The sequence below is a fragment of the Fundidesulfovibrio butyratiphilus genome (assembly GCF_054657235.1).
On sequence record NZ_BAAHXA010000001.1, the window covers coordinates 327091 to 351541 of the forward strand.

At 64.5% G+C, this 24451-nt stretch carries 18 protein-coding genes; 6 read left to right on the forward strand and 12 right to left on the reverse strand.

Going from position 1 to position 24451, the window contains the following annotated elements:
- Positions 1 to 106: 106 nt before the first annotated feature.
- The 3 genes from ACYQ01_RS01560 to ACYQ01_RS01570 all read left to right on the forward strand — a co-directional run bounded on the left by ACYQ01_RS01560 (position 107) and on the right by ACYQ01_RS01570 (position 3648).
- A complete protein-coding gene (locus ACYQ01_RS01560) occupies positions 107 to 448 on the forward strand; it encodes a hydrogenase maturation nickel metallochaperone HypA/HybF (RefSeq protein ID WP_459933873.1) in 342 nt (113 codons plus the stop codon).
- 9 nt (positions 449 to 457) lie between these two features.
- Complete coding sequence (hypB, locus tag ACYQ01_RS01565) at positions 458 to 1129, forward strand: hydrogenase nickel incorporation protein HypB (RefSeq protein WP_459932078.1); 672 nt, start codon at positions 458 to 460, stop codon at positions 1127 to 1129.
- 305 nt (positions 1130 to 1434) lie between these two features.
- On the forward strand, positions 1435 to 3648 hold the full coding sequence (locus tag ACYQ01_RS01570; protein ID WP_459932079.1) for an ATP-binding protein: 2214 nt from the start codon (positions 1435 to 1437) through the stop codon (positions 3646 to 3648).
- 107 nt (positions 3649 to 3755) lie between these two features.
- Here the strand turns inward: ACYQ01_RS01570 and alr are convergent, their stop codons facing one another.
- Positions 3756 to 4883, reverse strand: coding sequence for an alanine racemase (alr, locus tag ACYQ01_RS01575; protein ID WP_459932080.1), 1128 nt, complete (start codon positions 4881 to 4883; stop codon positions 3756 to 3758).
- Between the two features lie 95 nt (positions 4884 to 4978).
- On the opposite strand from alr, the gene mutL reads away from it, so the two are divergent.
- Positions 4979 to 7063, forward strand: a complete 2085-nt coding sequence (gene mutL, locus ACYQ01_RS01580) for a DNA mismatch repair endonuclease MutL (RefSeq protein WP_459932081.1) — start codon at positions 4979 to 4981, stop codon at positions 7061 to 7063.
- A gap of 134 nt (positions 7064 to 7197) precedes the next feature.
- Here the strand turns inward: mutL and rfaD are convergent, their stop codons facing one another.
- The gene (gene rfaD, locus ACYQ01_RS01585) at positions 7198 to 8169 is read right to left on the reverse strand and encodes an ADP-glyceromanno-heptose 6-epimerase (RefSeq protein WP_459932082.1); all 972 of its coding nucleotides are present in this window, start codon (positions 8167 to 8169) and stop codon (positions 7198 to 7200) included.
- Positions 8170 to 8345: 176 nt separating this feature from the next.
- Between rfaD and hisH the strand changes: the two genes are divergently transcribed.
- Both hisH and hisF read left to right on the forward strand, forming a co-directional pair.
- On the forward strand, positions 8346 to 8987 hold the full coding sequence (gene hisH / locus ACYQ01_RS01590) for an imidazole glycerol phosphate synthase subunit HisH (RefSeq protein ID WP_459932083.1): 642 nt from the start codon (positions 8346 to 8348) through the stop codon (positions 8985 to 8987).
- Complete coding sequence (hisF, locus tag ACYQ01_RS01595; RefSeq protein WP_459932084.1) at positions 8977 to 9756, forward strand: imidazole glycerol phosphate synthase subunit HisF; 780 nt, start codon at positions 8977 to 8979, stop codon at positions 9754 to 9756. Before hisH ends, hisF begins: the two co-directional genes overlap by 11 nt.
- 98 nt (positions 9757 to 9854) lie before the next feature.
- Here hisF and moaC read toward each other — a convergent pair whose 3' ends face one another.
- The 10 genes from moaC to ACYQ01_RS01645 form a co-directional block, all read right to left on the reverse strand.
- On the reverse strand, positions 9855 to 10346 hold the full coding sequence (moaC, locus tag ACYQ01_RS01600; RefSeq protein WP_459932085.1) for a cyclic pyranopterin monophosphate synthase MoaC: 492 nt from the start codon (positions 10344 to 10346) through the stop codon (positions 9855 to 9857).
- A complete protein-coding gene (gene dnaJ, locus ACYQ01_RS01605; RefSeq protein ID WP_459933874.1) occupies positions 10346 to 11467 on the reverse strand; it encodes a molecular chaperone DnaJ in 1122 nt (373 codons plus the stop codon). The genes moaC and dnaJ overlap by 1 nt, the downstream gene beginning before the upstream one ends.
- A gap of 12 nt (positions 11468 to 11479) precedes the next feature.
- Positions 11480 to 11698: a DNA-directed RNA polymerase subunit omega gene (gene rpoZ, locus ACYQ01_RS01610; RefSeq protein ID WP_459932086.1), complete on the reverse strand. Its 219-nt coding sequence runs from the start codon at positions 11696 to 11698 to the stop codon at positions 11480 to 11482.
- Between the two features lie 124 nt (positions 11699 to 11822).
- Positions 11823 to 13775, reverse strand: a complete 1953-nt coding sequence (locus ACYQ01_RS01615) for an OPT family oligopeptide transporter (RefSeq protein ID WP_459932087.1) — start codon at positions 13773 to 13775, stop codon at positions 11823 to 11825.
- Positions 13776 to 13778: 3 nt separating this feature from the next.
- On the reverse strand, positions 13779 to 15758 hold the full coding sequence (locus ACYQ01_RS01620) for a DUF6785 family protein (RefSeq protein ID WP_459932088.1): 1980 nt from the start codon (positions 15756 to 15758) through the stop codon (positions 13779 to 13781).
- An 85-nt stretch (positions 15759 to 15843) separates the two neighbouring features.
- Positions 15844 to 20706 (reverse strand): FtsX-like permease family protein, encoded by a 4863-nt coding sequence (locus tag ACYQ01_RS01625; protein WP_459932089.1) that lies wholly within the window; start codon positions 20704 to 20706, stop codon positions 15844 to 15846.
- A 4-nt stretch (positions 20707 to 20710) separates the two neighbouring features.
- A complete protein-coding gene (locus tag ACYQ01_RS01630; protein ID WP_459932090.1) occupies positions 20711 to 21451 on the reverse strand; it encodes an ABC transporter ATP-binding protein in 741 nt (246 codons plus the stop codon).
- Between the two features lie 8 nt (positions 21452 to 21459).
- Complete coding sequence (locus ACYQ01_RS01635; RefSeq protein ID WP_459932091.1) at positions 21460 to 22110, reverse strand: ABC transporter permease; 651 nt, start codon at positions 22108 to 22110, stop codon at positions 21460 to 21462.
- Between the two features lie 320 nt (positions 22111 to 22430).
- On the reverse strand, positions 22431 to 23834 hold the full coding sequence (locus ACYQ01_RS01640; protein WP_459932092.1) for a sigma-54-dependent transcriptional regulator: 1404 nt from the start codon (positions 23832 to 23834) through the stop codon (positions 22431 to 22433).
- Position 23835: 1 nt separating this feature from the next.
- Positions 23836 to 24450: a tetratricopeptide repeat protein gene (locus ACYQ01_RS01645; protein WP_459932093.1), complete on the reverse strand. Its 615-nt coding sequence runs from the start codon at positions 24448 to 24450 to the stop codon at positions 23836 to 23838.
- Position 24451 lies beyond the last annotated feature (1 nt).

The window sequence follows — 24451 nt, forward strand, 5'->3', positions numbered from 1 at the left end:
GTTTTCGCCGGCGCACTTTTATACTATGCTGCGCCAAAGACAATCGCCGACACAGAAACCCGCCTGTTCGTCTCGGCCTGCCGCCAAAGGGGACCGCGTGCACGAAATGTCCATCGCCCAGTCCATCCTGGATATCGTCAACGAGGAGATGGAAAAGAATTCCCTGACCCGGCTCATCGCCGTGAAGGTGCGCTACGGGCGCATGACCGCCACTGTTTCCGAGGCGCTGGAGGTCTGCTTCCTGGCCCTGGTGGCGGGGACTGCCTTGGAAAACGCCCGTTTCGAAACCGAAGCCGTGCCCTCGCGCCTGGCCTGCGGCCGCTGCGGACAGGAGTTCGAACCCGAGCTCGATCGCCTGTTCGCCCCCTGCCCGGCCTGCGGGGAGGAGTTCGGGCACACGGTTCTGTCCGGACAGGAACTCTACATCGAATACATCGAAGCCCAATAGGAGCCGTGCATGAAAATTTCCGTCGTGCGCAACGTCCTGGAAGCCAACGAAAGCCTGGCCGGCCAGCTTCGCGCCCTGTTTGGGGAGCGCAACATCCTGGCGCTCAACCTCATGAGCTCTCCCGGAGCGGGCAAGACCAGCCTGCTTGAACACACCCTTACCGACCTGGCCGGTGAATTTCGCATGGCCGTGGTGGAAGGCGACCTGCAAACCGACAACGACGCCCGGCGGGTGGCCGCCACCGGCGCCCAGGCCGTCCAGATCAATACGGAGGGCGGATGTCACCTGAGCAGTTCCCAAATCATGGAAGCCCTCAAGCATCTCGATCTGGACGGGCTGGACATTCTCTTCATCGAAAACGTGGGCAATCTGGTCTGTCCGGCCTCGTTCGACCTGGGCGAGGACCACAAAATCACCCTGCTCTCCGTGACCGAAGGGGACGACAAGCCCGAGAAATATCCGGTGATGTTCAATCTCTCCAGCGCGGCGCTCATCAACAAGTCCGACCTGTTGTCCTATGTGGATTTCGACCTGGATCGCGCCAGGAACTTCATCCTCGGCGTGGGCAAGCCCGGTATCGAGGTCTTTTCGCTCTCGTGCCGGACCAAGGAAGGGCTGGAAGGCTGGTACGGGTGGCTGCGCCGGGAAAGGGAAAGAAAAAGCCGGCAAGCGCGCAACTGATGCCGCGACCTTAAGAACCCGTCGAAGATGTCGATGATGAAAAATCCTTGCTGGCTGCGTCGCTGCGAAAAACTCAACCCTCAACGGATGCCAACTACGCTTCGGGGTTGACTTTTTCTCGCGCCTCGCCGGAATTTTTATGAACAGTCTGCAAGAGTCGACTGTTGGGTTGGGCTCTCAGGGGCGTTCGAGTCAGAGGCGTTTACCAGGCATACGCGGCCGGTGAAGATTTTTCGACGGGTTCTGAAAGGCGTTCTGCCTTCACACGTTTCGTTCAAAGAATAGTTTTACATTTTTTCTTGCTGATGCACAAAAATTCCATTCCCCAACTGAAGAGAAAAATATTCCTCTACACCATTTTCTCTGTTCTGCTGTCCAACTGTCTTGTCGCGGTCATCGCCATATTCCCCCTGAACAGCGAGCTGCATAAACGGCAAAACGGCTGGTTCCAGAGCGAGCTCGATTCCAGGGTGATGGCCGCCGACCGTTATCTCAACCGATTCCAGCTCATCACCCAGCAAATCAACAGCCGGACCATGATCCGGGACCGCCTGGCGCTCTACAACGCGGGTAAAATCAGCCTGAAGGAATTGCGAGACTATACGGAACCCAAGTTGCGCGACGCCCTGGACAAGGTGCCAGAGATCGTCGGGCTTGTCCGGCTCGATTCCAAATGCGAACCCGTTGTGCAACTGGGGCAACCGATAGCTCCGGAGTTTATGCCGAGTGGTTTTCCGGCGGACAAAAAAGCCTGGATCAGCGCTCCACACATGGTCAACGGACGACCTGTCATCAACATCGGCGAGAAGATGTTGGACAACACGGGCAGCGTGGTGGGTATGGATCTGGTCATGTTCTCTCTCGACGGAATTCTCGATATCGTGGAATCCCCGAACGGCCTTGGCCACTCGGGCGATAGCGCCCTCTGCGCCTTCGAGGTCTCCCCCGATGGAAAAAACCATCTGCTCTACGCGTCTTCCTCCAACTTGTGCAACGCGGTGCTGGATGCCAGCCTGGGTCAGGAATCCCACTCTTCCCCCATGAAGTGGAAAAATCCTTCCGGCAGTTGCTTGGCGCTGTTTGCGAAGCGGATTCCCAACGCACGTCTCCTGATCGCAATGGCCACAAATTCTCAGGAACTCTACGGTCCAGCCCGGCGAATCCTCAGCATCGTCATCGGCCTCATCATTCTGGCTTCCATGCTTTCGCTGGCTGGAGTCTACTATTTGCTTCAACCCCTGGCCAACCGATTCCTTCTCCGGGACGAGGAGCTGCGGTCCATCATCGACCAAAAGACTTCCACGCTGCAGCAGGAGCTTGAAGCCAAGGAAATACTCGGCAAGGAACTCCAGTGGGCAAAGGAGCATGCGGAAACAGCCAGCAATTTCAAATCCGAGTTTCTCGCCAGCATGAGCCACGAGATTCGCACGCCCATGAACGGCATCCTCGGCATGCTGCAGCTTCTAGAGGAAACCCCGCTGGATGAGCACCAAAAAGAATTTACCGCCTTGGCCATCCAGTCCTCCAGGCGTTTGACCAGGCTGCTTTCGGACATCCTGGACCTGTCGCGCGTGGAGGCGGGAAAAATGCCCATGCGCGACGCGCCCTTCAATCTTCACGATAGTGTCGACCAAGTGGTCAAGATATTTCGGCAATCGGCCCAAGAGGCCAACCTGGACCTGGGCTTTACGATCGACCCGGCCATCGAGACCGAGGTCATTGGAGACGAGGCCCGCGTCCAGCAGGTCCTCACCAATCTGGTCGGCAACGCGCTCAAGTTCACCACGTCGGGTGGCATCGCCGTGGAGGTGACGTCCCTTCCCGCCCGCGACGGCATGGGGAGAGCGCTCTTCACGGTTTCGGACAGCGGAATCGGCATCCCCGAGGACAAGCTGTCCATGCTCTGCTCACCGTTTACGCAAGTGAGCACCGGCTACCGACGCAAGTTTCAAGGAGCCGGGCTCGGTCTTTCCATCTGCAAGCGGCTGACCAGGCTCATGGGCGGAGAGTTCTGGCTGGAAAGCGAAGTGGGCAAGGGAACATCCGCCTTCTTCCACATCACCTACCGTCGCAGGTGGGCCGGGAAGCAGGCCGCGGACAGGGTCGAACCCCATTCCGAGCCGTCCCTTTCCAACGTTCGCGTCCTGGTGGCCGAGGACGACAGGGTGAACAGGATAGTGGCCAGCAATCTGCTGGAGAAAGCGGGCTGCCGGGCGACCGTGGTTTCCGACGGCGTCAAGGCCTTGGAGGCCTTGCGCACGGGAGAATACGATATCGTTCTCATGGATGTCCAAATGCCGGTCCTGGACGGAATCGAGGCGACTGCGGCCATTCGTCGCGGTGAAGCGGGCGAGGCGAACAGGGACATCCCCATCGTTGCCTTGACCGCCCACGCCATGATCGGGGAACGGGAAAAATTTCTCGCGTTGGGAATGTCAGGTTATCTGGAAAAACCCGTCGCCCAAAAGACCCTGCAACAGGAGCTGCGAACGCAATTGAAACGCGTTCAGGCCCCCTGATCGCCTGCGGCGATCTCGTCCTTATTTCCCTCTGCGCTCGCGCCGGTCCCTTTCGAACGAGGGGCCGAAAGGAGGGATCCGCCCCAGAGCCAGGGTCCCCCCCGGCGTCAGACGTACTCCCGCCGGTTCATGCCCAGCAGACAAAACACTTCGTACGTGATCGTCCCCCACCAGGCGGCCAGATCCTCGGGCGTGATGCGGCCCGGGCCTTCGCCCCCGAGCAGATGGATCGCGTCGCCCGCCTTGACCCCCTCCACGCCGGTCACGTCCACGGCCGTGAGCTGCATGCACACCCGGCCCAGGATCGGGACCCGAACCCCTTTGAGCCACATGGCTCCCTTGCCGGAAAGTCCCCGGCTGTAGGCGTCGGCGTATCCGGCCGCCACAATGGCCACGGTCATGTCCTTTGGCGCGATGAAGGTGCGGCCGTAGCTGATGGACCGGCCAGTCTTGAGCGGATGCACGCTCACGATGAGCGTACGCGCGCTCATGGCCGGAGCCAGGCCTTCACCCAGATGCGCCAGGGCCGTGCCCGCGAAGGGATTGCACCCGTAGAGCGCTATGCCCAGGCGGCGGGACTGGTAGCCGATCTCCGGCCGGGCCAGGATGGCGGCGGAATTGGCCAAGTTGCATTCCAGATCGTGGCCTCGATCGGCCAAGGCCCGGCGAATGGCTTCGAAACACGCGGCCTGGGAGACGGTGTATTCCTCGGACCAGGGTTCGTCGGCCGTGGCCAGGTGGGACGAGAGCATCACGGGCGCAAGGCCGGGAAGTGTCGCCAATCGGTCGCACAGGGCGGGCACGTCCTCCAGGGTGAAGCCCAGGCGGCCCATGCCGGTGTCGAACTTGAGGGCCACGGGCAAAGTACGGTCGGGCCGTGCGGCGGCTTCAACGGCCAAACGCTCCAGTTGGTCGAAGCTGTGCACGAAGCCGATGAGGTCGTGTTCCCACAGGGCGGGGTATTCGAAACTTTCCAGCGCTCCCAGCAGGGACACGATACGACCGGACTGGCCGCTTTGGCGCAGGTGTACGCCCTCCTCCACCGTGCCCACGGCAAAGCTGTCCGCCCCGGCCCGTTCGGTCAGGGCCTTGGCCGTTTCCACGATGCCATGCCCGTAGGCGTCGGCCTTGATGACCGCCAAGGTGCGCATGTTCGGGCTGGCCAACAGGCGGTAGTTGTCCACAAGCCGGCCCGGGTCGATCCGCGTGCGAATTTTTCCGTATTCGATGCTCATGAGGGCTCCTCGAAGCGTAGGGCGGCCGGGAGCCGCCGCAACCGGTTCTCGCAAGGCCGCTAGGCATTGGAACCGGGTCGTGGTAACCGGCGGCCATGAAGGAAAACGCCTACCGCACCATCCGGGTGTTGCCCCCGGAGCTGCAGAACCAGATAGCCGCGGGAGAGGTGGTAGAGCGCCCGGCCAGCGTCGTCAAGGAGCTCGTGGAAAACAGCCTGGACGCCGGAGCCACCAGGGTGCACGTCACGCTGGAAAACGCCGGGCTCTCGCTCATATCCGTGCAGGACAACGGCCTGGGCCTGAATCAAACCGAGATGCCCCTGGCGCTCACCCGGCACGCCACCAGCAAGCTCACGGCCATGAGCGACCTGGAGTCCATGGAAAGCTACGGCTTTCGGGGCGAGGCGCTGCCTTCCATCGCTTCGGTTTCCAGGCTGCGCCTTTCCTCCCGAAACGCGGACACCGCGGAAGCCGCCTTTGTGGACGTGCATTTCGGCCGGATCGAGAACCAGGGCCCCACGGCCATGGTCCAGGGCACCAAGGTCGAGGTGCGCGACTTGTTCGCCAACGTGCCGGCCCGCCTCAAGTTCATGAAGAGCCCCGCCACGGAGCTCAAGCGTTGCGAAGAGGTGTTGGCCAGAGTGGCCCTGATCCGGCCGGACGTGGCGCTCAAACTCACCGTGGGCCAGCGCACGGCGCTTCGTTTCGTGGCCGGGCAAGATCTGCGCGCGCGCCTGCAGAGCCTGTGGCCCCCGGCCTTGACCGAGGCCCTGGTCCCGGTGGAGGACGCGCTGCACGGCTACGTCCTCTCCGGCCTGATCGGCCTGCCTCACGTGGGACAGGCCCGGCCGGACCGCATGCTCTTCTACGTCAACGCCCGGCCGGTCCAAGACCGGGTGCTCATGCGGGCCGTGCGCGACGCCTACAAGGGGCGCATGCTCTCGCGCGAGTATCCCCAGGCCGTACTCTTTCTCACCCTGCCGCCGGGCGAGGTGGACGTCAACGTGCACCCGGCCAAGACCGAGGTGCGCTTTCGCAACGAGGGACAAATCTTCACCCTGGTGCGCCACGGGGTGCTGAAAAGTCTGGACATGGCCGGGCCCTCGGCCCGCATGGTCGAGGTCATGGGAAACACCCGCCCCACCCTGCGCCAGGAAGATCCGACGTTTCCCCGGACCAAGTACGCGAGCTACCCCCAGTACCTGCAGGACATCGCAAGCCAGGACGCCCAGGAGCCGCCGAGTCTGGGCGAGCCCCGACCGTCCTACGGGGAAAAGGATCCGGGACGCGCCGCCCCGGCCGCCTCCCGACCCGGTCCCGGAGCAGCGGCCCCGGAAGATCCCAACACACCGGCCTTTCTGCGGCGCGGCGGACTTTCCGGGGGCTTCATGGAGCCGGAAGGCCCGGCCTCGGAAGAGGGCGCGCCAGCCGGACCGGACGACTTCCGTTTCGACTCGGACATGGACGACCTCCCCGTTTCGCCGGACGCGGACAGGTCCGTCACCGCAGATCGCAGGTCCGGGTTTGGCGACGAGCGAACCGCACCCCGGGGAGCGAGCGTTGCGAAGCGGCCCGGGTCAGACCTCGACCGGCCGGGAATCGCGCCCGCCCGCTCCGCGCGGCCAACCCACGGCGGCCCCGTGTACCTGGGCCAAGTGGCGGATACCTATTTGGTGTTGGGCCTGGCCGGACAGGGGTTGGCCCTGGTGGACCAGCACGCCGCCCATGAACGGGTGCTGTTTTCCCGGCTCAAGGCCGGACAAACCAGGGGGGAAAGCCACGCCCTGGGGATCGCCTTCGAACTCGCCCTGCACGCCTCGGAGCAGTCCCGGCTTTCGGCCCTGTGGGCCGAATTGTGTTCCCTGGGCTTTCATATGCAATCGGTCAAACCCGGCGTGCTGGCCGTTCGGGGCGTGCCGCCGCTTTTCACTCCGGGCCAGGCCAAGGAGTTTTTGCGCGAGGTGCTCTCGGGCCAGGCCCGGAGCATGGACGACCTGTTCGCGGTCATGAGCTGCAAGGCGGCGATAAAGGCCGGAGACTCCCTGGCCCCGGACGAGGCCCTGGCGCTGATCGAGGCCTGGTCCGCCCTGCCCGACCGCGATTTCTGCCCTCACGGCAGACCGGTGGTGGTCAGTTGGGACAAAAAGGAACTGGAGAAGCTCTTCAAGAGAAGGAAATAACGACGCCTCTGACGCAACCGTCTGGCGGCGAAGCTTCGGCGCGAACCGCAAGGTCGCGGCAGCCCGCGCGCATGGGGGCCTGACGCGTGCAGCGGGAGCGAGCGACGTTTTTTCACGTTCGCTCAGGGTTTCGCTCAGAGGTGCGATTCGCCGTTCGCCAGGTACCGCCGCACATAGTCCCGCACTCCGTCCTCCAGTTCCGTGAAGTGCTGCGCGTACCCGGCGTTGCGCAGGCGCTCCACCGTGGCCTGCGTGTGGTACTGGTAGGTGTCGCGAATGGGTTCGGGCATGTCCACGTATTCGATGCGTTCGGGCCGTCCCAGGGCCGAGAAGACCGCCGCCGTCAGGTCGTAAAATGTCCTGGCCTTGCCCGTGCCCACGTTGAAAATTCCACCCACCTGCGGGTTGTCCAGGAGCCAGGCCACCACGTCGGCGCAGTCCTTCACGTAGACGAAATCGCGCTCCTGGCGTCCGTCCGCGTAGTCCTGGCGGTGCGAACGGAAAAGCCGCACCACGCCCGTGTCTCGCACCTGTTCGAAGGCCTTGCACACCACGCTTCGCATGTCGCCCTTGTGGTGTTCGCCCGGACCGTAGACATTGAAGAACTTGAGGCAGGCTATGGAATCCAGCCAGCCGTGGCGCCTGGCCGCCAGGTCGAAGAGATGCTTGGAATAGCCGTAGGGATTCATGGGCCGAAGCGTGTCCAGTCCGGCGGGATCGTCGTCGAATCCTTGGGAACCGTCGCCGTAGGTGGCCGCGCTGGAGGCGTGCACCAGCCTGGCCCCGCATCCCAGGCAGAGACGGGCCACGGCCAGACTGTAGCGATAGTTGTTTTCCATGAGGTAGGAGGCGTCGCGCTGCGTGGTCGAGGAACAGGCCCCCATGTGCGCCACGGCCTTGACCCCGAAGCGGTCCCGGCCATCCTCGATGCGGCGCAGGAAGTCGGCCTTGTCCATGTAGTCGGCGAAGCGCAGGCCCGTGAGGTTTCGCCATTTTTCGCCCGTGCCCAGATTGTCCACGATCAGAATGTCGTCGACGCCCAGGCGGTTGAGCTTCCACACGATGGCGCTGCCCAAAAATCCGGCTCCGCCGGTGACGATGTGCATGGCGTTCCTCCTTGTCGGTCGTTTGCGCGCGTCTTTTTCGTTCCGCGCTTTCCAGAGCCCGACGGGTCACCCGCCCAGGTATGCGAGGCGTGGCGCGAATGCAAGGCCGGGACGGCCCTTTTGCACTTGCCCTCACCGGGGAATTTTACTAGCACCCCGCCAACGGGAGGAACACCATGCTCGCCATTCTTGACTACAAGGCCGGCAACCAGACCAGCGTGCGCCGCGCCCTGGACGCCCTGGGCGTCGCCTGCCGGGTGACCGCCGACCCCGAGGCGCTGCGCCAGGCTTCCGGCGTGATCTTTCCCGGCGTGGGCGCCGCGGGCCAGGCCATGGACGAACTCACCAGCACCGGGCTCGACGCGGTGCTGCGCCAACTGGTGGCCGACAAGAAACCCCTGCTGGGCATCTGCGTGGGCTGCCAGATCCTGCTCGACTACTCGGCCGAAAACGACACCCAGGCGCTCGGCATCGTGCCCGGCGAGTGCGCCATGTTCAGCCGCGCCCTCACCGAGGAGGACGGCCAACCCATCCGCGTGCCGCACATGGGATGGAACAAGGTCCGCCTGACCGGCCCCTGCGAAATCTTCGAAGGCGTGGATCCGGATTCGGAATTCTACTTCGTGCACAGCTACTATCCGGTTCCCCGGCCCCAATTCGTGCTGGGCGTCACCGAATACGGGCTGAGCTTCTGTTCGGTGCACGGACGCACGGGGCTGTGGGCCGTGCAGTTCCACCCGGAAAAGAGCGGACGCCCCGGGCTCAAACTGCTCTCCAACTTCGCGGCGTACTGCGGGGAGGCCACCAATGCTCAGTAAACGCGTGATTCCCTGCCTGGACGTGCGCGACGGCAAACTCACCAAGGGCGTGAAGTTCGCCGGCAACGTGGACATCGGTGACCCCGTGGAGACCGCGCAACTCTACTACGAGCAGGGCGCGGACGAAATTGTCTTCTACGACATCACCGCCTCGGCCGAGGGCCGCGGCATCATGCTCAAGGTGGTGGAAAAGGTCGCCTCGAAGATCTTCATCCCGTTTTCCGTGGGCGGGGGCATCTCCACCGTGGAGGACATGCGGGCCGTCCTGCTGGCGGGAGCCGAAAAGATTTCGGTGAACTCGGCCGCGGTGAAAAACCCGGACATCATCAGCCAGGGCGCGGCGGCTTTCGGGTCGCAATGCGTGGTGGTGGGCATGGATGTCAAACAGGTCCCGGTGAGCGAAAACATCCCCTCCGGCTACGAGATCGTGATCCACGGCGGACGCAAATACATGGGCCTGGACGCCATAGAATGGGCCAAGACCGCCGAAGCCCTGGGCGCCGGGGAACTCTGCGTGAACTCCATCGACGCCGACGGCACCAAGGACGGCTACGAACTCAACCTGACCCGGCTCATCAGCGAAGCGGTTTCCATTCCGGTCATCGCCTCGGGAGGCGCCGGCACGCCCCAGCACATGGTGGACGCCCTGAAGGAAGGCAAGGCCAGCGCCGCGCTCATCGCCTCCATCGTGCACTACGGGGAATACACCATAAGCCAGCTCAAGGAATACATCAGCGCCCAAGGGGTGAAGATGCGGATGGTCTGGTAGCTACGCTTCAGGAAACAACAAGAAACGCGGAGACAGGGTGACCCCGTCTCCGCGTTTCTTTTGAAATTCAGCCGGTTCGTTTGCGCCCGATCCGGTCGTTACCGGGATGGCGCTCGGAACTCCCCACTCTTGCCCCCGGATTTGTACAGAAGCCGCACGCTTTCGATCATAATATCCTTCTGCACGCCCTTGCACATGTCGTAGAGGGTGAGCGCGGCCAGGCTGGCGGCGGTCATGGCCTCCATCTCGACACCGGTCTTGGCGGTGAGCCGGGCTTCGGCTTGAATGACCACCCGGTGCTCGGCCTCATCCAGGGTAAAGCGCACGTCCACGGCATCCAACCCCAGGGGGTGGCACAGGGGAATGAGATCGGCGGTCTTCTTGGCCGCCAGGATGCCGGCGATACGGGCCGTGGCCAGGGCGTCTCCCTTGGGCAGTCCGCCATCGGACAACAGGGCGAAAGTGGCCGGGGCCAGGCGCACCACGGCTTCGGCCACGGCCACGCGCAGGGTGGGAGTCTTGGCCCCCACATCCACCATGCGGGCTTGCCCGTGGTCGTCCAGATGGGTCAGCCGGCCGGGAACGTCCATCAGGAGCCCAGGACCGCGTCCTTGGCCTTGTTGATGAAATTCTTGACCTTCTTGAGGGGCTTGTCCTCTTCGAGCTTGGCGAACTCGCGCAGCAGCTCTTCCTGCTTCTTGGTCAGGCCCTTGGGGATCTTGACGATCACCTCGACCTGCAGGTCGCCCTTCTGATGCCGTCCGGGATGCGGCAGACCGAAGCCCCGCAGGGAAAACACCTCGCGCGACTGGGTTCCCTTGGGGATATCCATCACCTCGGTCCCTTCCAGGGTGGGCACTTCGATCTTGTCGCCCAGGGCGGCCTGCACCATGGAGATTTCCACGGTGTAGAGCAGATCTTGTCCCTCGCGGCGAAAGACCTTGTCCTCCTCAACATGGATGACCACATACAAATCGCCGGGAGGCCCGCCGTGCAGACCGGGCTCGCCTTCGCCGCGCAGGCGCAGGCGAGAACCGTCGTCCACTCCGGCGGGAATGCGCACGGAAAGTTCGCGCGTGTCCTGCACCTGGCCGCGTCCCCGACAGCGCGGACAGGGATGGGGAATCACCCGGCCCTCGCCCCGGCAGATGGGACACGTCACCGCGATGCGGAAAAATCCCTGGCTCTGCTGCACCTGGCCCACTCCGCCGCACTGGCGGCAGGTCTCGGTGCTGGTGCCCGGAGCCGCGCCCGTGCCGTCGCATTCCGGGCAGACCACGTTTTTGGGGATGCGCAGAGTGACTTCCTTGCCCAGGGCCGCGTCGCGGAAGGTGACGCGCAGGTCGTAGCGCAGGTCGTTGCCGGCCTGGGGCCGGGGACCCCGCGCCCGCCCCGCGCCGGCAAAGCCGAACACGTCGCCGAAGATGTCGGAAAACGTGCTGAAGATGTCCTCGGCGGAATGGAAACCGCCAAAGCCGGTGTCGCCGAGTCCCTGGTGGCCGAAGCGGTCGTAGCGGGCGCGTTTCTGGCTGTCGCGCAACACCTCGTAGGCTTCGGCGGCCTCCTTGAACTTGGCCTCGGCTTCGGGATCGTCGGGGTTGCGATCCGGATGGTGCTTGAAGGCCATCTGGCGGTAAGCCTTCTTGATCTCGTCTTCGCTCGCCGAGCGGGTAATACCCAACACTTCGTAATAGTCAGCTTTGGCGGTCATCATGATGAAAAGCTATTGTTTCGGGTACAGGCCGGGTTGATCCAGCCCTTCGGAAGGCAGCACCTTGCCGCCCGCGATCTCGCGCAACGAGGTCACGATTTCCTTGTTCTTGCATTCCACCAGGGGGTCGTATCCCTCGCGGAACTGTTTCACCCGCTTGATGGCCATCTGTACGATCATGAAGCGGTTGTTGATGATGGAAAGGCAATCTTCAACGGTAATGCGAGCCATGCGGCCTCCTGAAAAAGCAAAAACATTGCGCGTTTTAGGAATAATCAGCTTTCGCGCCCCGTCAAGGGGCCAGCCGGAAAAAGACGCGGTACCATAGGGCAAGCGTTTCCCCCGGTCAAGGCGCTCAGAACGCCGCCTTGCCGAGACTTTTCATCACCAGTGTCACGCCCATGGCGAACATGCCCATGAGCCCCATGCCGCAGGAAAACCCGGCCAGCAGCACCGGCGCGTACTGTCGCCACATCACGCCGTACCGCTTGCGGAAATAGAACCGTCCCAGAAGCGCGCCCACCACTTCGAGCACCAGCCCGTGGGGAATGTGCTGGCCCAGGCCGCGCACCACGCCATAGACCAGCAGCACCGGCATTCCCAGGGCGCTCAAGGCCCCGTAGGAGATAAGCCCGAGCCCCAGTCCGGCCGTCAGGTAGGTCGCGTTCAGAGACTGGAAGAAAAGCGAATTGCCCTCGATGGTGGAGGTCTGCATGAGCAGGGTGTTCAGGGCCTGAAGGCGCCAGATTTCCTGGGCGTACGGATAGGCCACCGAAGGAATCGGGGCCAGTTGCCAGATGAATTGGGAAAAGAGCAGGCTTGCCACCATCACCACGGGAAACACCACGAACTCGGCCTTGATGATGCCGCGCAGGCTGGTTCCGGTGAGCTCGATCTCGCGAAAGTCCACGGTGGCCTTGCCGTAGTTGTGGATCGGTATGGGCGCGTACCATATCTCTATGCCTGAATAACCGAAAAACTTCGCTCCAGCGATGAAGCTGGCCTCGCGCACCAGGGGCAGGCTGACGAACTGTCCGGCCACGCCCTCCATGCGGGCGGTGATGTAGGAGATGAGCGGCGTGTAGACGAAACCGTAAAGCACGAAGAATATCCAGGGGAACCCCGGCACCAGCACGCGACACAGGCAGATGTAGGCCAGGGTGGAGCACAGGTAGATGCCCAGCGAGACGAAGAAGTTGATGTCCCCGCGTTCGGGACGCCCGCGAAACACCTCGCGGTAGCTGGCGCGGCCCGTGGCCTTGCGAAATCCCTTGAACACGCCCCACAGGCCGATGGCGCCGATGGCCAGGCCCAGGCCCAGGCCGAAGCTCATGTAGAAGTCCACGCTGTTTGCGAACACGGTGTCCACGGTGCCCATGCCCTTGTGCCAGCGGTGCAGCACGCCGTGTTCGTAGAGCAGCGGATTGGCCACAAAGGTGATGACCTGGCCCACCAGACCGCCGATAACGGCCCAGAACGGCAACACCATGCCCGTGAACACAAGGCCGAGATCGAACTGCACGCCCGTGGCCACGGCGGGAAGTACGTCCTCGGTGTGTCGGGTCAGCTCCACCCAGGGCAAGGGGATGAGCCGTACCGGCTCGGTGAAGATCAATCCCGACACCACGGGAAACAGCACGTACAGCGCGCCGAAGGCCATTCCGATCACTCCGCCGATGGAAAACACCCGCCATTTCCAGCCGGTTTTTCGTTCCTCGGCGGATTCGGCCAGGGCCATGGTGCCCAGCGCCCCCACCGGGGCCATGGGAAAGGGGAGCTTCTCCACGTCGGAAGTGATGCGGTACAGGGCGTAGCCCAGGCCGAAGTGGTCCACCCTCTGCACGATCTGGGAGCCCACCAGCAAAAGCACGGGCACCAGCCACTCCCGATGCAGAAAGGTTCGCTCGGCCAGGGAGGCCGATCCGGCGGCCGGGGCCACCCAGGAGGGGATGTACTCGGCAAGGCCCAGCATTCTGGCCGCGTCGGACTGCACCAGATACTGGTTCCACAAAAGTCCCTGGAAAGGCGAGTGCATGGCCGCGCCGGCCATGTAGTACAGCAGGAAGACCTCCTGCTGTTTGAGGTCGGTATAGGCCCGCTTGGCTATCTCGGCGAAGAGAATGATGGTCACCCAGCGCGCGGCCGGGCCTATGCCCGCGCCCACCACGAGGTTGAGGTACATGGAGGCCGGCATCATGAGAAAGCCGATGAACACCGCCCCCACGATGGTGCGCCAGTCGAACCCCTCGCGAAACTCGCTCGGAGGTTGCAGAACGTCCCGATATTCCTTGAGTTCCCTGTCTTCCACGGCCTATCCCGGCAATACCTGGTAGCTTTGTCCCAGAAAGAGTCCCACCACGGCGAACACCGCGCCCATGAGGAAGTCGCCCACGATGAGCCCGATGAACACCATGCGCACCCGGATGAAAAGCGGCATGCCCCCGTAGCGCAAGGTGAGCTGGTTGCTCAGCCAACCGAGGAAGAACGAAAACCACAGGATGCGCATGGACGAGCTGTACATGGTGAGATAGCCTAGGGGATGCAGGGGCCACCAGGGAAAACGCTGGTAAGCCAGCATGAGAAGAGTCATGACTCCGGCCCCCGCCAGGGCGAAGCCCATGACCCATCCGTTCGGTCCGGAGGGCGTTTCCACCAGTCGACGGGCGTTTTCGTAGACGCCCAGCACCGTGGAGGTTTCCCATTGCACGCTGAGCCCTTGCAACCCCACCTGATGGCAAAGGACCAGCATGGCCGCCAAAGACGCCGCGACGCCCACCACCAGGGCCGTCACCATGCCCAGAAAGTACATCCGCCTGTTGGAAACCTGCTCGCTCACTTTGGAGGCGTGGATCAGCGAAGGCATGAGCGATTCACGCAGGTCGAGAAACTCCATCTTCTGCATGACCGCGCCGGTAAGCAGCGCGGCCCCGGCGAAGAACGAGGAGCCCAAAAGGGCCGTGAGTCCGTCCATGGGCGCGGCCGCCAAGGTGAAGTAGGCCACTCCGCCCTGACAGACGATGCGACTGGCCACCAGGGTGACGATGAAGAACATGGCCAGCATGAGCCCGGTCTGCACGAGGGGCATGCCGAACCAGGCGCACCAGGCGCACAGCCCGCTTCCGCCGATGACCAGCCCCCAGAAGGCCAACCCGGCGGAGAACCACTCCCCGGGACGGGGCGGTCCGAACTTGAAGCGCAGGGCTTGCCGGGTCACTTCCCAGAGATGTCGGCGGGCCAGCCAAACGACAAAGAGAAAGAACACGCCGTAGGCTCCGATGGCCTGGGTATCTTCCGGGGCGGCGAGGCCTGGGCCGAAGGCCACGCCGAGGGCCTGTGCGGGAATCTGCCAACCGGCCCAGGCCAAGGCCCCGGAAACGAACCCTCCCAGCAGGAAAAACAGCCAGAAGGACAATGACACCTGGCGCGCGGCCAGAAAGGCGAATCCAACAAAGGCCGGATAGAAGCAGATGCGAAGTTTTTGATACCCGGACAGCAGTCCCGTGCGGGGAAAATACGGCCCGGCCGCGATGATGGTGGGAATCTGGGGCACGGACGGAACGTAAAAGGCCAGTCCGTTCAGGGTATGCAGGGCCACGGGGAGACAAAGCCCGGCCAACAGGTAGCGATCCGTGAAAAAGGAGGCGAAACCGCCCTTGTCCAGGCGTTCGGCCATGAGCAGGGGCAGACGCAGCAGGGGGAAATTCATGCGTTCCGCCACCACCCACTGCCTCCCCAGCAGGTTGGCCAGGCAGACCATGACCGCGAAGCACAAGCCCACGAACACTCCCCAGGCCGAAAGCGGTCCGACCCAGGCGCTCCAGGGCGTGCGGGCCAGGGCCTGCCACCAGGACAGGTCGCGTCCGCCTGGCAATCCGTTGTAAAGCGCTTCCACGGCCGCGGGATCGGTCACGGCCAGACCGTGGGGCATGAGTCCGGCCAGCTCGGGGCCCAAGCGTCCGCCCTCGGTTCCAAATCGGGCCAGAGCGGTGAGATTGATGAAAAAGGTCCTGGCCAATCCGGTGAACGCGATGCCGCACATGAGCACGCCAAGAATCCACACCGTGAGCAATTCCGACCCGCGCAAGAACGGAGCGCGTCCGGTCAGGCGCGACCAGGCGGACAGCAGGAGCCCCAAAACAACGACCAGCACGAACGGAGCCAGGGGAAAATGGCCTCCGGCCAGCGGCGTGGCCCCCAGGTAGAGGTTGTTGTAGGGCGTGGCCAGGCACAAAAGCGCGCCCAACGTCACGCCCAGGATCATGGCGCGCGGCCTGACGGGTGTGGTTTTCATCGGCGGATCACGCTCGGAGTCGCTCCGGGTGCGGGTTGGCGGACCGTGGCCCGGCAGCCCGAAAAAAGAGGTTGGCCAAGCCGGCTCATCCGACCTTGTCCCCGGCTTGGCTTCGCATGGCCTGGGTGTTGGCGGCGAAGGATCGCCGGGCCTCGTCGTCCAGGGTTCTATAGACCAGGAGCTGCTTGCGCAAGGCATTGAGAAAGTTCACGCTCAGGCGCTTCCACATGCGTACCTCGCCGGCCTTGAGTTCGAGCCGCACTTCGATCTCCATGAATCCCGGGTGCCACAGCGCCGGCAGAAAGCTCACCGACACCCGCTGATTGACTCCGAAATCGAAGGGCGCCAGCCAGACCGTGGCGCCCACGCGCACGCAGTCCGAAAGGGGGAGGAAAGCCTCGTGAGTCAGGCCGGGATGTTCGCCTCCGCCCGGCGTCATCCAGGGACAGACGAAATCCGCGCCGATGTCGGCCGTGGCGAAAAGTCCGTGGGACACGTCCTCGTGAGACTTCAAGTATTGCATGAGAAAACCGGCGGCCAGGTCCTGTTCGCCCAAGCGCATGAGAAAGGGCAAGGTGGCCTTCATGGTCGATCCGCGCGGCTCCGGCGGAGTCCAGGCCCGGCTGGCGTCCGGTATGGCCACGCGTGCCGCCACCCGGGCCGGATACACGGCCGAGGCCAGCACCACGGCGATGACCAGAAGAAGCGACGCCACCCCGGAAAGCGAGGAATAGTTGGCGGTCATGCCCTGCCAGACGCTGGTTCCCGAAAACGCCGCCGCCGCGCCCTGGGCCACCAGATAGCCCAGCACCGACGAGATCACGGCAAAGGCCAGGGCTTCGGCCACGAAAAGAAAGGCCACGTGGCTCGGGGCCAGGCCCACGGCCGTGTACACCGCGATTTCGCGCTTGCGCTCGTAGACCGCGCCGATCATGGTGGAAAGCACGATGGAAGCCGCTATGGCCAAAGGCACGGCCAAGTTGGCGGCCCCCGAGTAGCTCAACGCTTCTCCGGCGTGGACCACGAACGCGCCCTGGGGGCGGCCCTCGTAGACCGACAGGCCGAAACGGTCGGCCAGCTCGGAAGCGCTCCCCGCTCCAGCTCCCGACAGGGCCAGGCTCTTGAGGTGGCCGCCCAGGCCCAACACCGTGTCCACCGGCAAAATGATTACGGAGTCGCCGGCCAAGTGTTCGTAACGGCCCTGATAGGCCACCAGATCCTCGCCGGACTCCACCGAGTCCTTTTCCGCATCGCTGGCCTCCACGGCGGATTCGGTGGGAAAGACCACCGGAGTGAGGGGCTCGCCGTCCAGATCGGTCCAGTGGTCCAGCGCGGCTCCTGAAAACAATCCGATCACGGTGTAGGACTGGCCCCACAGGGTCACCCGGTCGTGTCCGGGCTCGCCCGGGCGGGCTCCAAGCCGCGCGGCCAGGTCCTCGGGCAGCAGCACGGCCCGATTTTCGCCCGGCAGGAACCACCGTCCGGCGGTAAGCACCCGCCCCGCTCCGCTCACCGCGTTTTCATGCGGTCCCAAGCCCATGACGCCAAGGGCTCGGGCTCGGCTGTCTCCGCTCGAAAGGGTCACCACCAGGGGGACGGTCCGGTCGGCGCTTTCCAGCGCGGCCCTGGCGGCCACGGCTCCCTGCCCGCCGAGATCGTCGAGCACGCCTCGCGCTTCCACGGGCAAGGATTTCCAGCCCAGGTTGCGCAGGAGAATTCCCTGATAGCGCGCCGTGTCGGAAAAGCGCACCGAGCTTTCCAGACGGACGCTTCTGACCGATGTAAAACTCAAGATGGTGAAGGTGAGAAGCACCAGGGTGACGCAGGTGAGCGCCGTGCGCACCTTGCGCCGTCTCAGGTTGGCCACGCCGATGGCGAACGCCGCGGCGAACGCCTTGAAGTGCCCGATCTCCTCGGCCTTGAGATGGCTGGAACGTCGTTGCAAGCCGGCCATTTCCCGCTCGAACCGGGCGAAAATCAGCCCGGAAACCAGCGCGGCCAACACCATGAGGAAAAAGGCCATGATGACCACGGCCGGATTGTACGTGAGTCGAAAAGCCGGGTGCGCGGCCCAGACCAGGGCGATGACCACGGCCATGATGCCGCCCAGGGCCGCGAGACGGCGGTGAATGTCCGCGTAGGCGAAGAGCAGCCGTTCCAGGCAGTAGGCGAAAGGAGCGAACAGCGCGATGTAAAAGAGCACCCCCACGAGCACGTCGCGCTGGGTTTTCTCCACGTCGTTGTAGACTCGACCGGCCAGGGCCAGGCTGGCTCTGGCCTGGCTCATGCCCAGGGAATAGTCGCGATCGGCCAGGGCCTTTTGCGCCCGCATCAGCCGATCGGTGCCGGAGCGCAGCATTTCGTCCAGCCGCTCGCTCGTCACGCCGTGGGCTTCCAGATTGGCCAAACGCGGCGAGACCAGACTCCACATGTCCCTGGCGGCCAGAACGTCGCTCCGGGGCAGCAAGGGGCATTCGTCCACCAGATAGCCCACGCCTTCGGGGCGTCCGGGCACGGCGTTGGTAAGCAGCGCCTTTCTGGCCAGGGCCGTGTCCGACAGGGTGAGCTTGTACCGGGTGCCGGATTCCAGAAAGACGCTCAACAAGGTGGAGTCCAGGGTGTCGAGACGCGAAAGCCAGTAGTGGACCGGCTCGGCGTCGGTCCTGGCGTCGAACACCTGGGCTCGGGTGAAATAGCGAAAACTTCTGGGGTCGAACATGCCCAAGAGCGTGCTCTGACGACAGGCGAACATCACCAGATTGGAACGCGCCTCCAGCCGGCGCATGCGCACCCGGTAGGCGTCCTTGACCGTGGCCCGCCTGTCCACGGCCCAGACGGCCCGTCCGTCCTCCGGCGAAAAGCGGTAGGCCTCCACCACGGCCTTTTCCGAGACGTTGCGCGCGTCGGCCAGGCCAGGCAAACGCAACGTGCCGTCCGGCCCGGTCATGACCGGGAATCGGCTCTTGCCCTGGTAGACGATCGCCGTCGCCCCTCCGGCCGGACGATCGGCAAAGGGCTCGCCCTGTCGCACGAACCCGGCCCGCACGGTCAAGGTGGCGAAGCCGGAGCGTCCGGATTTTTCGGGCTTGGGCAGGTCGGCGTCGGCCAGGGAGCGCACCAGGCCCGTGGTCAACCGGATCTGGCGCTCCAGGTTTTGCCGGTCCACGCGGTCCACGGTGTCCCCCGGCGTTCCCCAGGTCCCGCGCGCGTCGTTGGCGGTGGCCAGGGTGAAGCCCGGCAGCCCGGCCAGGGCGCTCACCTCGCCGCCCAGAGGAGGACGGTCCACAAAGAGACTGCGCCAGGGCGTATCGGGATCGGCGCGCAGCCCGTCCACGAACGGGGCGCATTTCCCGGTCTTGCCCAGTCGTCCGGCGTTTTTTTCCAGCAGACGCGAAAGCCTGGCGTAGGGCCGAATCCGGTTAATCTCCGGTCGCAGGTCGTAGAGCCAGCCGGCGCTCACCGCCGCCACCGCGTCCCCGTGGCTGGAAAGGTTGAGCGACGCCGCCGCGGAAACGGCATAGGGCTCCATGAGGTTGCGCAGGTCGCGGGCGCTCTTGGCCGCGGCCAACTCCAACCGGGTCTGGCGGAGACTGTAGCGGTAGGCGTCGCGAATGCCCGGCAACAGTCCGCGCACCAGGGCCGCCTCCGGCCCGCTCAAGCCCTTGAGCCCCTCGCCCCGCCAGATCATCTGGCGCAAAAGCTTGCGCGACTGGGTCAGGGCGGCCACAACGCCCTGGTTCTCCTCGCGCCCTTCCAGACGCAGGGCGGCCAGAAGCGCTCCGGTGCGGTCGGCTTCGTCCTTGAAGGCCGTTTCCAGGGGGCCGGCCAGCGCGGGATCGGCCAGGGCCGCATTCGGGTCGCCGGAAGCCCGGTCAGACGCGTCGGTCCGGTCCAGAGCCGCAAGCACCTCTTCCGCCTTGCGGACGCGCTTGTCCAAGGTCTTGCGCCAAGCGCGCTCATGGCTGCTCTTGGCCGTAAGCGCCCCCAGGCACTCGCGAAACCCGGCCAGGGCCTGGCCGTGACCGGATGTCGCGGCCAGAAGCGTGGTGCGCCGGGGCGGATTCGCCGCCAGGGACTTGGCCGCGTCCACCAGACCGGCCAGGGAGGAGGCCTGGTCCGCCGCCGGTCCCAAGCCGGCCACAAAGGACGCGGCGTCGTAGAAGGCTTCCACGATCACGGCTTGGCCGGCAAGACTTTCGTCCGTGCCCTTGACCAGCAGATAGACGTTTTCGGCCGGCACGCGCTCCCAGCGGGCGGCGGAATCTATGCGCGCCTTGGAAGCGATCCGCCCGGCCGGGGCGCGCTCCAGGGGACCGAAAGCCCGGTGGGCCTGGGCGCAGAGCAGGCGAAAGCGGGGAAACACCACCGGAGTGAGCTCCACCTTGTCTCGATAGAATCCGGCTTCGCCGGGCTCGTCGCGGTCCAAATAGATGACGGCCAAGGCGCCCAACTGGGCGGCGTTTTGCCAGTTGCGCCCGGAGTCCAGGTCGAGCACCACGATGGCTCCGGCCACGGTCTTGCCATCCAGGTCGGCCATTTCGCCTCGTCCGCCGTAGACCAGGGGGCCGGTCAGGGCCGCCGCCGCAGCTGGCGTGAGGACGTTCAGGTCGAGCTGCCGGATGGGCAGGGGCTCGGCCAGTCCTTCCACCGTGAGCGCACAGGGACCGTGAATTTTGGCCGGGGCGAGGTAGGTCTGCGTCAGCACTTTGCCCGCTCCAAGGCCCTGGAAAAATTCCCGAATCAGCGCGGCGGACCGGGCGGCTCCGGCAGTGCCGGGGGAGCGGTCGCCCAGGGAGGCCAGGGCCCGGACGGGGTCGGCGGCAAAGGCGGCCACGGCTGCCGGGTCCGGCGCCTGGGCCTTGGCGCACCAAGCGGGACGGACCGCCGCCGGGACCAAAAGCAGGACCACGCAGAGGCAACGGGACAAGGCCGCGAAAAAACGAGCCATGCGCCTAGTCGCCCCTGGAGCCGATGGCCCCCACGGTGATGTCGAGTTCATCGCGATTTTCGATCTTGTCGATGCGTCCGTCGCGAATCCAGACCACGCGGTCCGAAACGGAAAGCATCTTATAGTCGTGGGTGGCGGAGATGACCGTGACCCCGCGCTCCACGGAAAGGGACTTGAGCAGGGCGATGATTTCTTCCCCGGTGGAAAGATCCAGGTTGCCGGTGGGTTCGTCGGCCAGCACGATGGCCGGATTGTTGGCCAGGGACCTGGCGATGGCCACGCGCTGCTGCTGTCCGCCGGAAAGCTCCATGGGCCTGTGTCCGTGACGGGCCGACAGACCCACCAGATCCAGAAGCTCCAGGCCGCGCCGTGCGGCGTCGTCATCGGGAATACCCGCGAAGGTCATGGGCAGCGTGACGTTTTCCAGGGCGGTCATGACCGAAATGAGGTTGAACGTCTGAAAAATGTAGCCGATCTTGCGGTTGCGCAGCCAGGCCAGTTCGTAGGCGTCGAGCTGGGCGATGTCCACCTCGTCGATGAACACCTTGCCGGCGCTGGGCTTGTCGAGCCCTCCGATCATGTTGAAGAGCGTGGACTTGCCCGACCCCGACGGCCCCATGATGGAAAGATACTCCCCTGTGCGTATGGCCAGGTCCACGCCCTTGAGGGCTTCCACGGTCTGGCGTCCCACCTCGAAAGTCTTGGTGACCCCGGAGACGCGCACCACATCGTGTATTTCGCGCATGCCTTCCCCTACTCCTCGGCGCGCATGGCCACCACCGGAGGCATGCGCGAAGCCACCAGGGCCGGATACACCACCCCGATCAGGCTGAGTCCGACCCCCGCCGCAAGGGACAGGCCGAAGCTCGTCGCCAGGCCCGTCCAGTCCGCCTGTCCGACGCCGGCCCATCCAAAGCGCGCGAGCCCCACGGCGAACGCGGCCGCCACGCCGATCAGCGCTCCGGCCAGGGCTCCGGCCAAGCCCTGAATCAGGGCCTCCAGCAAGAACAGGCGCAGCACGAAGCTGTCGAGCGCGCCCAGGCACTTCATGGCTCCGATTTCGCGAAAACGTTCGGTCACGGACATGAGCTGGGCGTTGACGATGCCCACCGCGCACACCAGGAGCGAAAGCCCCACGATCCAGCGCTGTTTGGCGCCGATCACGGGCAGAAAGGTGCCGGGTTCGGGACCGGGCGTCAGGTCGTAGCCGGCGCGTATCAGGGCGGCCGCCAGATCGTGGCGGCCCGAGGCCAGAAGCCCCCTGGCCACGTCGTCCCCGGCCAGGGTGAAGGCCAGGAAGGCCACGGCCAGCACCAGGGCGACCATGGTCACCAGGCAACGCCCCAGTCGTGCCCGGATGCCGCGCACGCTGATGATCAACGACTTGCCGAAGGGCAATACCACCAGGCGCTCGATCCTGCGTGACCGGCGCCTTCGCTGGGACGGGGGGACAAAGGGGGTCTGGTGCTCCATGAGCCTTGTTCGGTGAAACGTTTGGGGGGGATCGCTTTGACTTTGTAGCCCACGGACCGACGGATGAAAAGGGCTCGGACGGCGCATGCTCCGTTCCGACCGCCGGGCGTCGTCTCCGAAGCGTATCCGCGGGCCGGTTCTTCAGGCGAAAAAGTGCGACGCGAAAGCGATCGGGCCTGAAGAGGGCTGTTTCGACGCCGCGTCGGACTTGCCGAACCGGGCGCAGCCGAGGCGGGCGTTTCCAATCGGCTTCACGACTTGAGTTTGTTGTGCCTGGCCTTTCGCGTGGGGATTTCGATTTCGTATTTCTGGATCTTGTAGTTGAGCGCTCGCCGGCTCACGCCCAGCAAGGGCGCGGCGTCCTTTTGCACCCAGTCGGCCTTTTCCAGGGCGCGGATGATGGCCTGCTTCTCGCTTTCGTCCAGGGACAGGGCGTCTCCCACGTGGTTCTGCCCTCCCCGGCCAGCCGGAGGGGCGATCTGCAGGTCTTCGGGTTGCAGGACCCCGCCCTTGCACAGGACCACGCCCGCTTCGATGGCGTTCTTGAGCTCGCGTATGTTGCCGGGCCAGTCGTAGTTAAGCAAGGCCCGCATGGTGCGTTCGGGAATTTCCACGGTTTCCATGCCCTGGCTCTTGCAGAACAGGGACACGAAGTGCTCGGCCAGGAGCGGGATGTCCTCCTTGCGCTCGCGAAGCGGAGGCACCAGAATGGTCACCACGCGCAGGCGGTAGTACAGGTCTTCGCGAAACGTTCCCTCGGCCACGTCGTGGGCCAGGTCCGCGTTGGTGGCGGCGATGACCCGGCAGTCCACGGTGATTTCGCGGGTGTCGCCGATGCGCCTGATCTTTCGGTTTTCCAGAAAGCGCAGCAGCCTGACCTGCATTTCCGATGAAATGTTGCCGATCTCGTCGAGAAAGAGCGTCCCCTTGTGGGCCTCTTCGATCAGGCCCTTTTTGTCCCGCACCGCGTGGGTGAAGGACCCCTTCACGTGGCCGAACAGCTCGGATTCGAGCAGGGTGGCCGGGGTGGAGCCGCAGTCCACGATCACCAGGGGATGGTCCCGCCGGGGGCTTCGCGAATGGATCAGGTGGGCGATACGCTCCTTGCCGGTGCCCGATTCTCCGAGCAAGAGCACGCTCACGTCCCGGGCGGCCACCTTGTCGACCATTTCGGCCAGTTCGCGCATCTTGGGAGAACGGGAATTCCACATGCCGTCCCGCTCCTTCGTCCGGTCCTTGTCCTTGTTCGCGCCAGCGGCCGCGGTAGGCCCTTCTCCGGTCTTTTCGATCACCTGGCGCACTTTTTCCAGAAGCTCGCGTCCATCGAAGGGCTTGGTCAGATAGTCCACCGCCCCGCTCTTGATGGCCTGCACGGCGTCCTGGATGCTGCCGTAGGCGGTGAGAAAGATGATGGGCAGGTTGGGGGCGATTTTTTCCAACCGGGCCTGCAGGCTCAACCCGTCCAGACCCGGCATGCGAATATCCGAAATGACCAGGTCCACGGCGGTGTGTCCGAGGATATCCAGGGCCTCGCGCCCGTCGGTGGCGATGATGACCTCGTATCCGGCCGAGGCCAGGCGCACCTCGAGCACTTCCTGGATATGCGGATCATCATCAGCCACCAGGATGGTTTTTCTCCCGGGGGTAGGCGTCATGTCAGGGGGCCGTCATCCTCTTTTTTTGTTGGATTTCCCGATGGATGGCCTCCAGGGCCTTGATCTGCTTCTGCAGGTTGGACACCTCGCGCTCCTTGTCCTGCAGGCGTTTCAGGCAGTCGGTGTCCCGAGGCGGCTGGGTAGCCGGAGCCATCTGGCGCATTTCCTTGGTGATGTGGCCGATTTTGGGATTTTGAATAAACGGCGTGAGCATGTGCGGATCGACCCGCACGCCGTCTCCGGCGTTGATGCGTTCCCAGTCCTGCCAGGTTTCGCGGGCCTCGCGCAGTTGCGCGGCGGTGTCGGCCGAGGCCAGGCGGGCGCAGGCCAAGCCGTAGAGCGCCTGCGAACGGAAGGATTCGTCCTCCTGGCGGCGCAGGAGGTTTTCGAAAATCGTGGCCGCGGTACCGTAGTCGCTTTCCCAGAAGGCGCGTACGCCCTGGGCGTAGGCCGAACCGGTGTCCATCGTATCGATCACCGCCACGGGCTGGGGAGCGGCCTCGGGTTTCGGAGCGGATTTTTCCACACATCCGGCCAGCAGGGCCGCCAACAAGACTGAGAGCGCCAAGACGACAGGCGAAGCGGTCCGTACCGGGCTGGCGATTGGTGAGGACATG

Coding starts and splice junctions, on each gene's coding strand:
- ACYQ01_RS01560 (WP_459933873.1), top strand. CDS start 107: ATGTCCATCGCCCAGTCCATCCTGGATATCGTCAACGAGGAGATGGAA.
- hypB (WP_459932078.1), top strand. CDS start 458: ATGAAAATTTCCGTCGTGCGCAACGTCCTGGAAGCCAACGAAAGCCTG.
- ACYQ01_RS01570 (WP_459932079.1), top strand. CDS start 1,435: ATGCACAAAAATTCCATTCCCCAACTGAAGAGAAAAATATTCCTCTAC.
- alr (WP_459932080.1), bottom strand. CDS start 4,883: ATGAGCATCGAATACGGAAAAATTCGCACGCGGATCGACCCGGGCCGG.
- mutL (WP_459932081.1), top strand. CDS start 4,979: ATGAAGGAAAACGCCTACCGCACCATCCGGGTGTTGCCCCCGGAGCTG.
- rfaD (WP_459932082.1), bottom strand. CDS start 8,169: ATGCACATCGTCACCGGCGGAGCCGGATTTTTGGGCAGCGCCATCGTG.
- hisH (WP_459932083.1), top strand. CDS start 8,346: ATGCTCGCCATTCTTGACTACAAGGCCGGCAACCAGACCAGCGTGCGC.
- hisF (WP_459932084.1), top strand. CDS start 8,977: ATGCTCAGTAAACGCGTGATTCCCTGCCTGGACGTGCGCGACGGCAAA.
- moaC (WP_459932085.1), bottom strand. CDS start 10,346: ATGGACGTTCCCGGCCGGCTGACCCATCTGGACGACCACGGGCAAGCC.
- dnaJ (WP_459933874.1), bottom strand. CDS start 11,467: ATGACCGCCAAAGCTGACTATTACGAAGTGTTGGGTATTACCCGCTCG.
- rpoZ (WP_459932086.1), bottom strand. CDS start 11,698: ATGGCTCGCATTACCGTTGAAGATTGCCTTTCCATCATCAACAACCGC.
- ACYQ01_RS01620 (WP_459932088.1), bottom strand. CDS start 15,758: ATGAAAACCACACCCGTCAGGCCGCGCGCCATGATCCTGGGCGTGACG.
- ACYQ01_RS01625 (WP_459932089.1), bottom strand. CDS start 20,706: ATGGCTCGTTTTTTCGCGGCCTTGTCCCGTTGCCTCTGCGTGGTCCTG.
- ACYQ01_RS01630 (WP_459932090.1), bottom strand. CDS start 21,451: ATGCGCGAAATACACGATGTGGTGCGCGTCTCCGGGGTCACCAAGACT.
- ACYQ01_RS01640 (WP_459932092.1), bottom strand. CDS start 23,834: ATGACGCCTACCCCCGGGAGAAAAACCATCCTGGTGGCTGATGATGAT.
- ACYQ01_RS01645 (WP_459932093.1), bottom strand. CDS start 24,450: ATGTCCTCACCAATCGCCAGCCCGGTACGGACCGCTTCGCCTGTCGTC.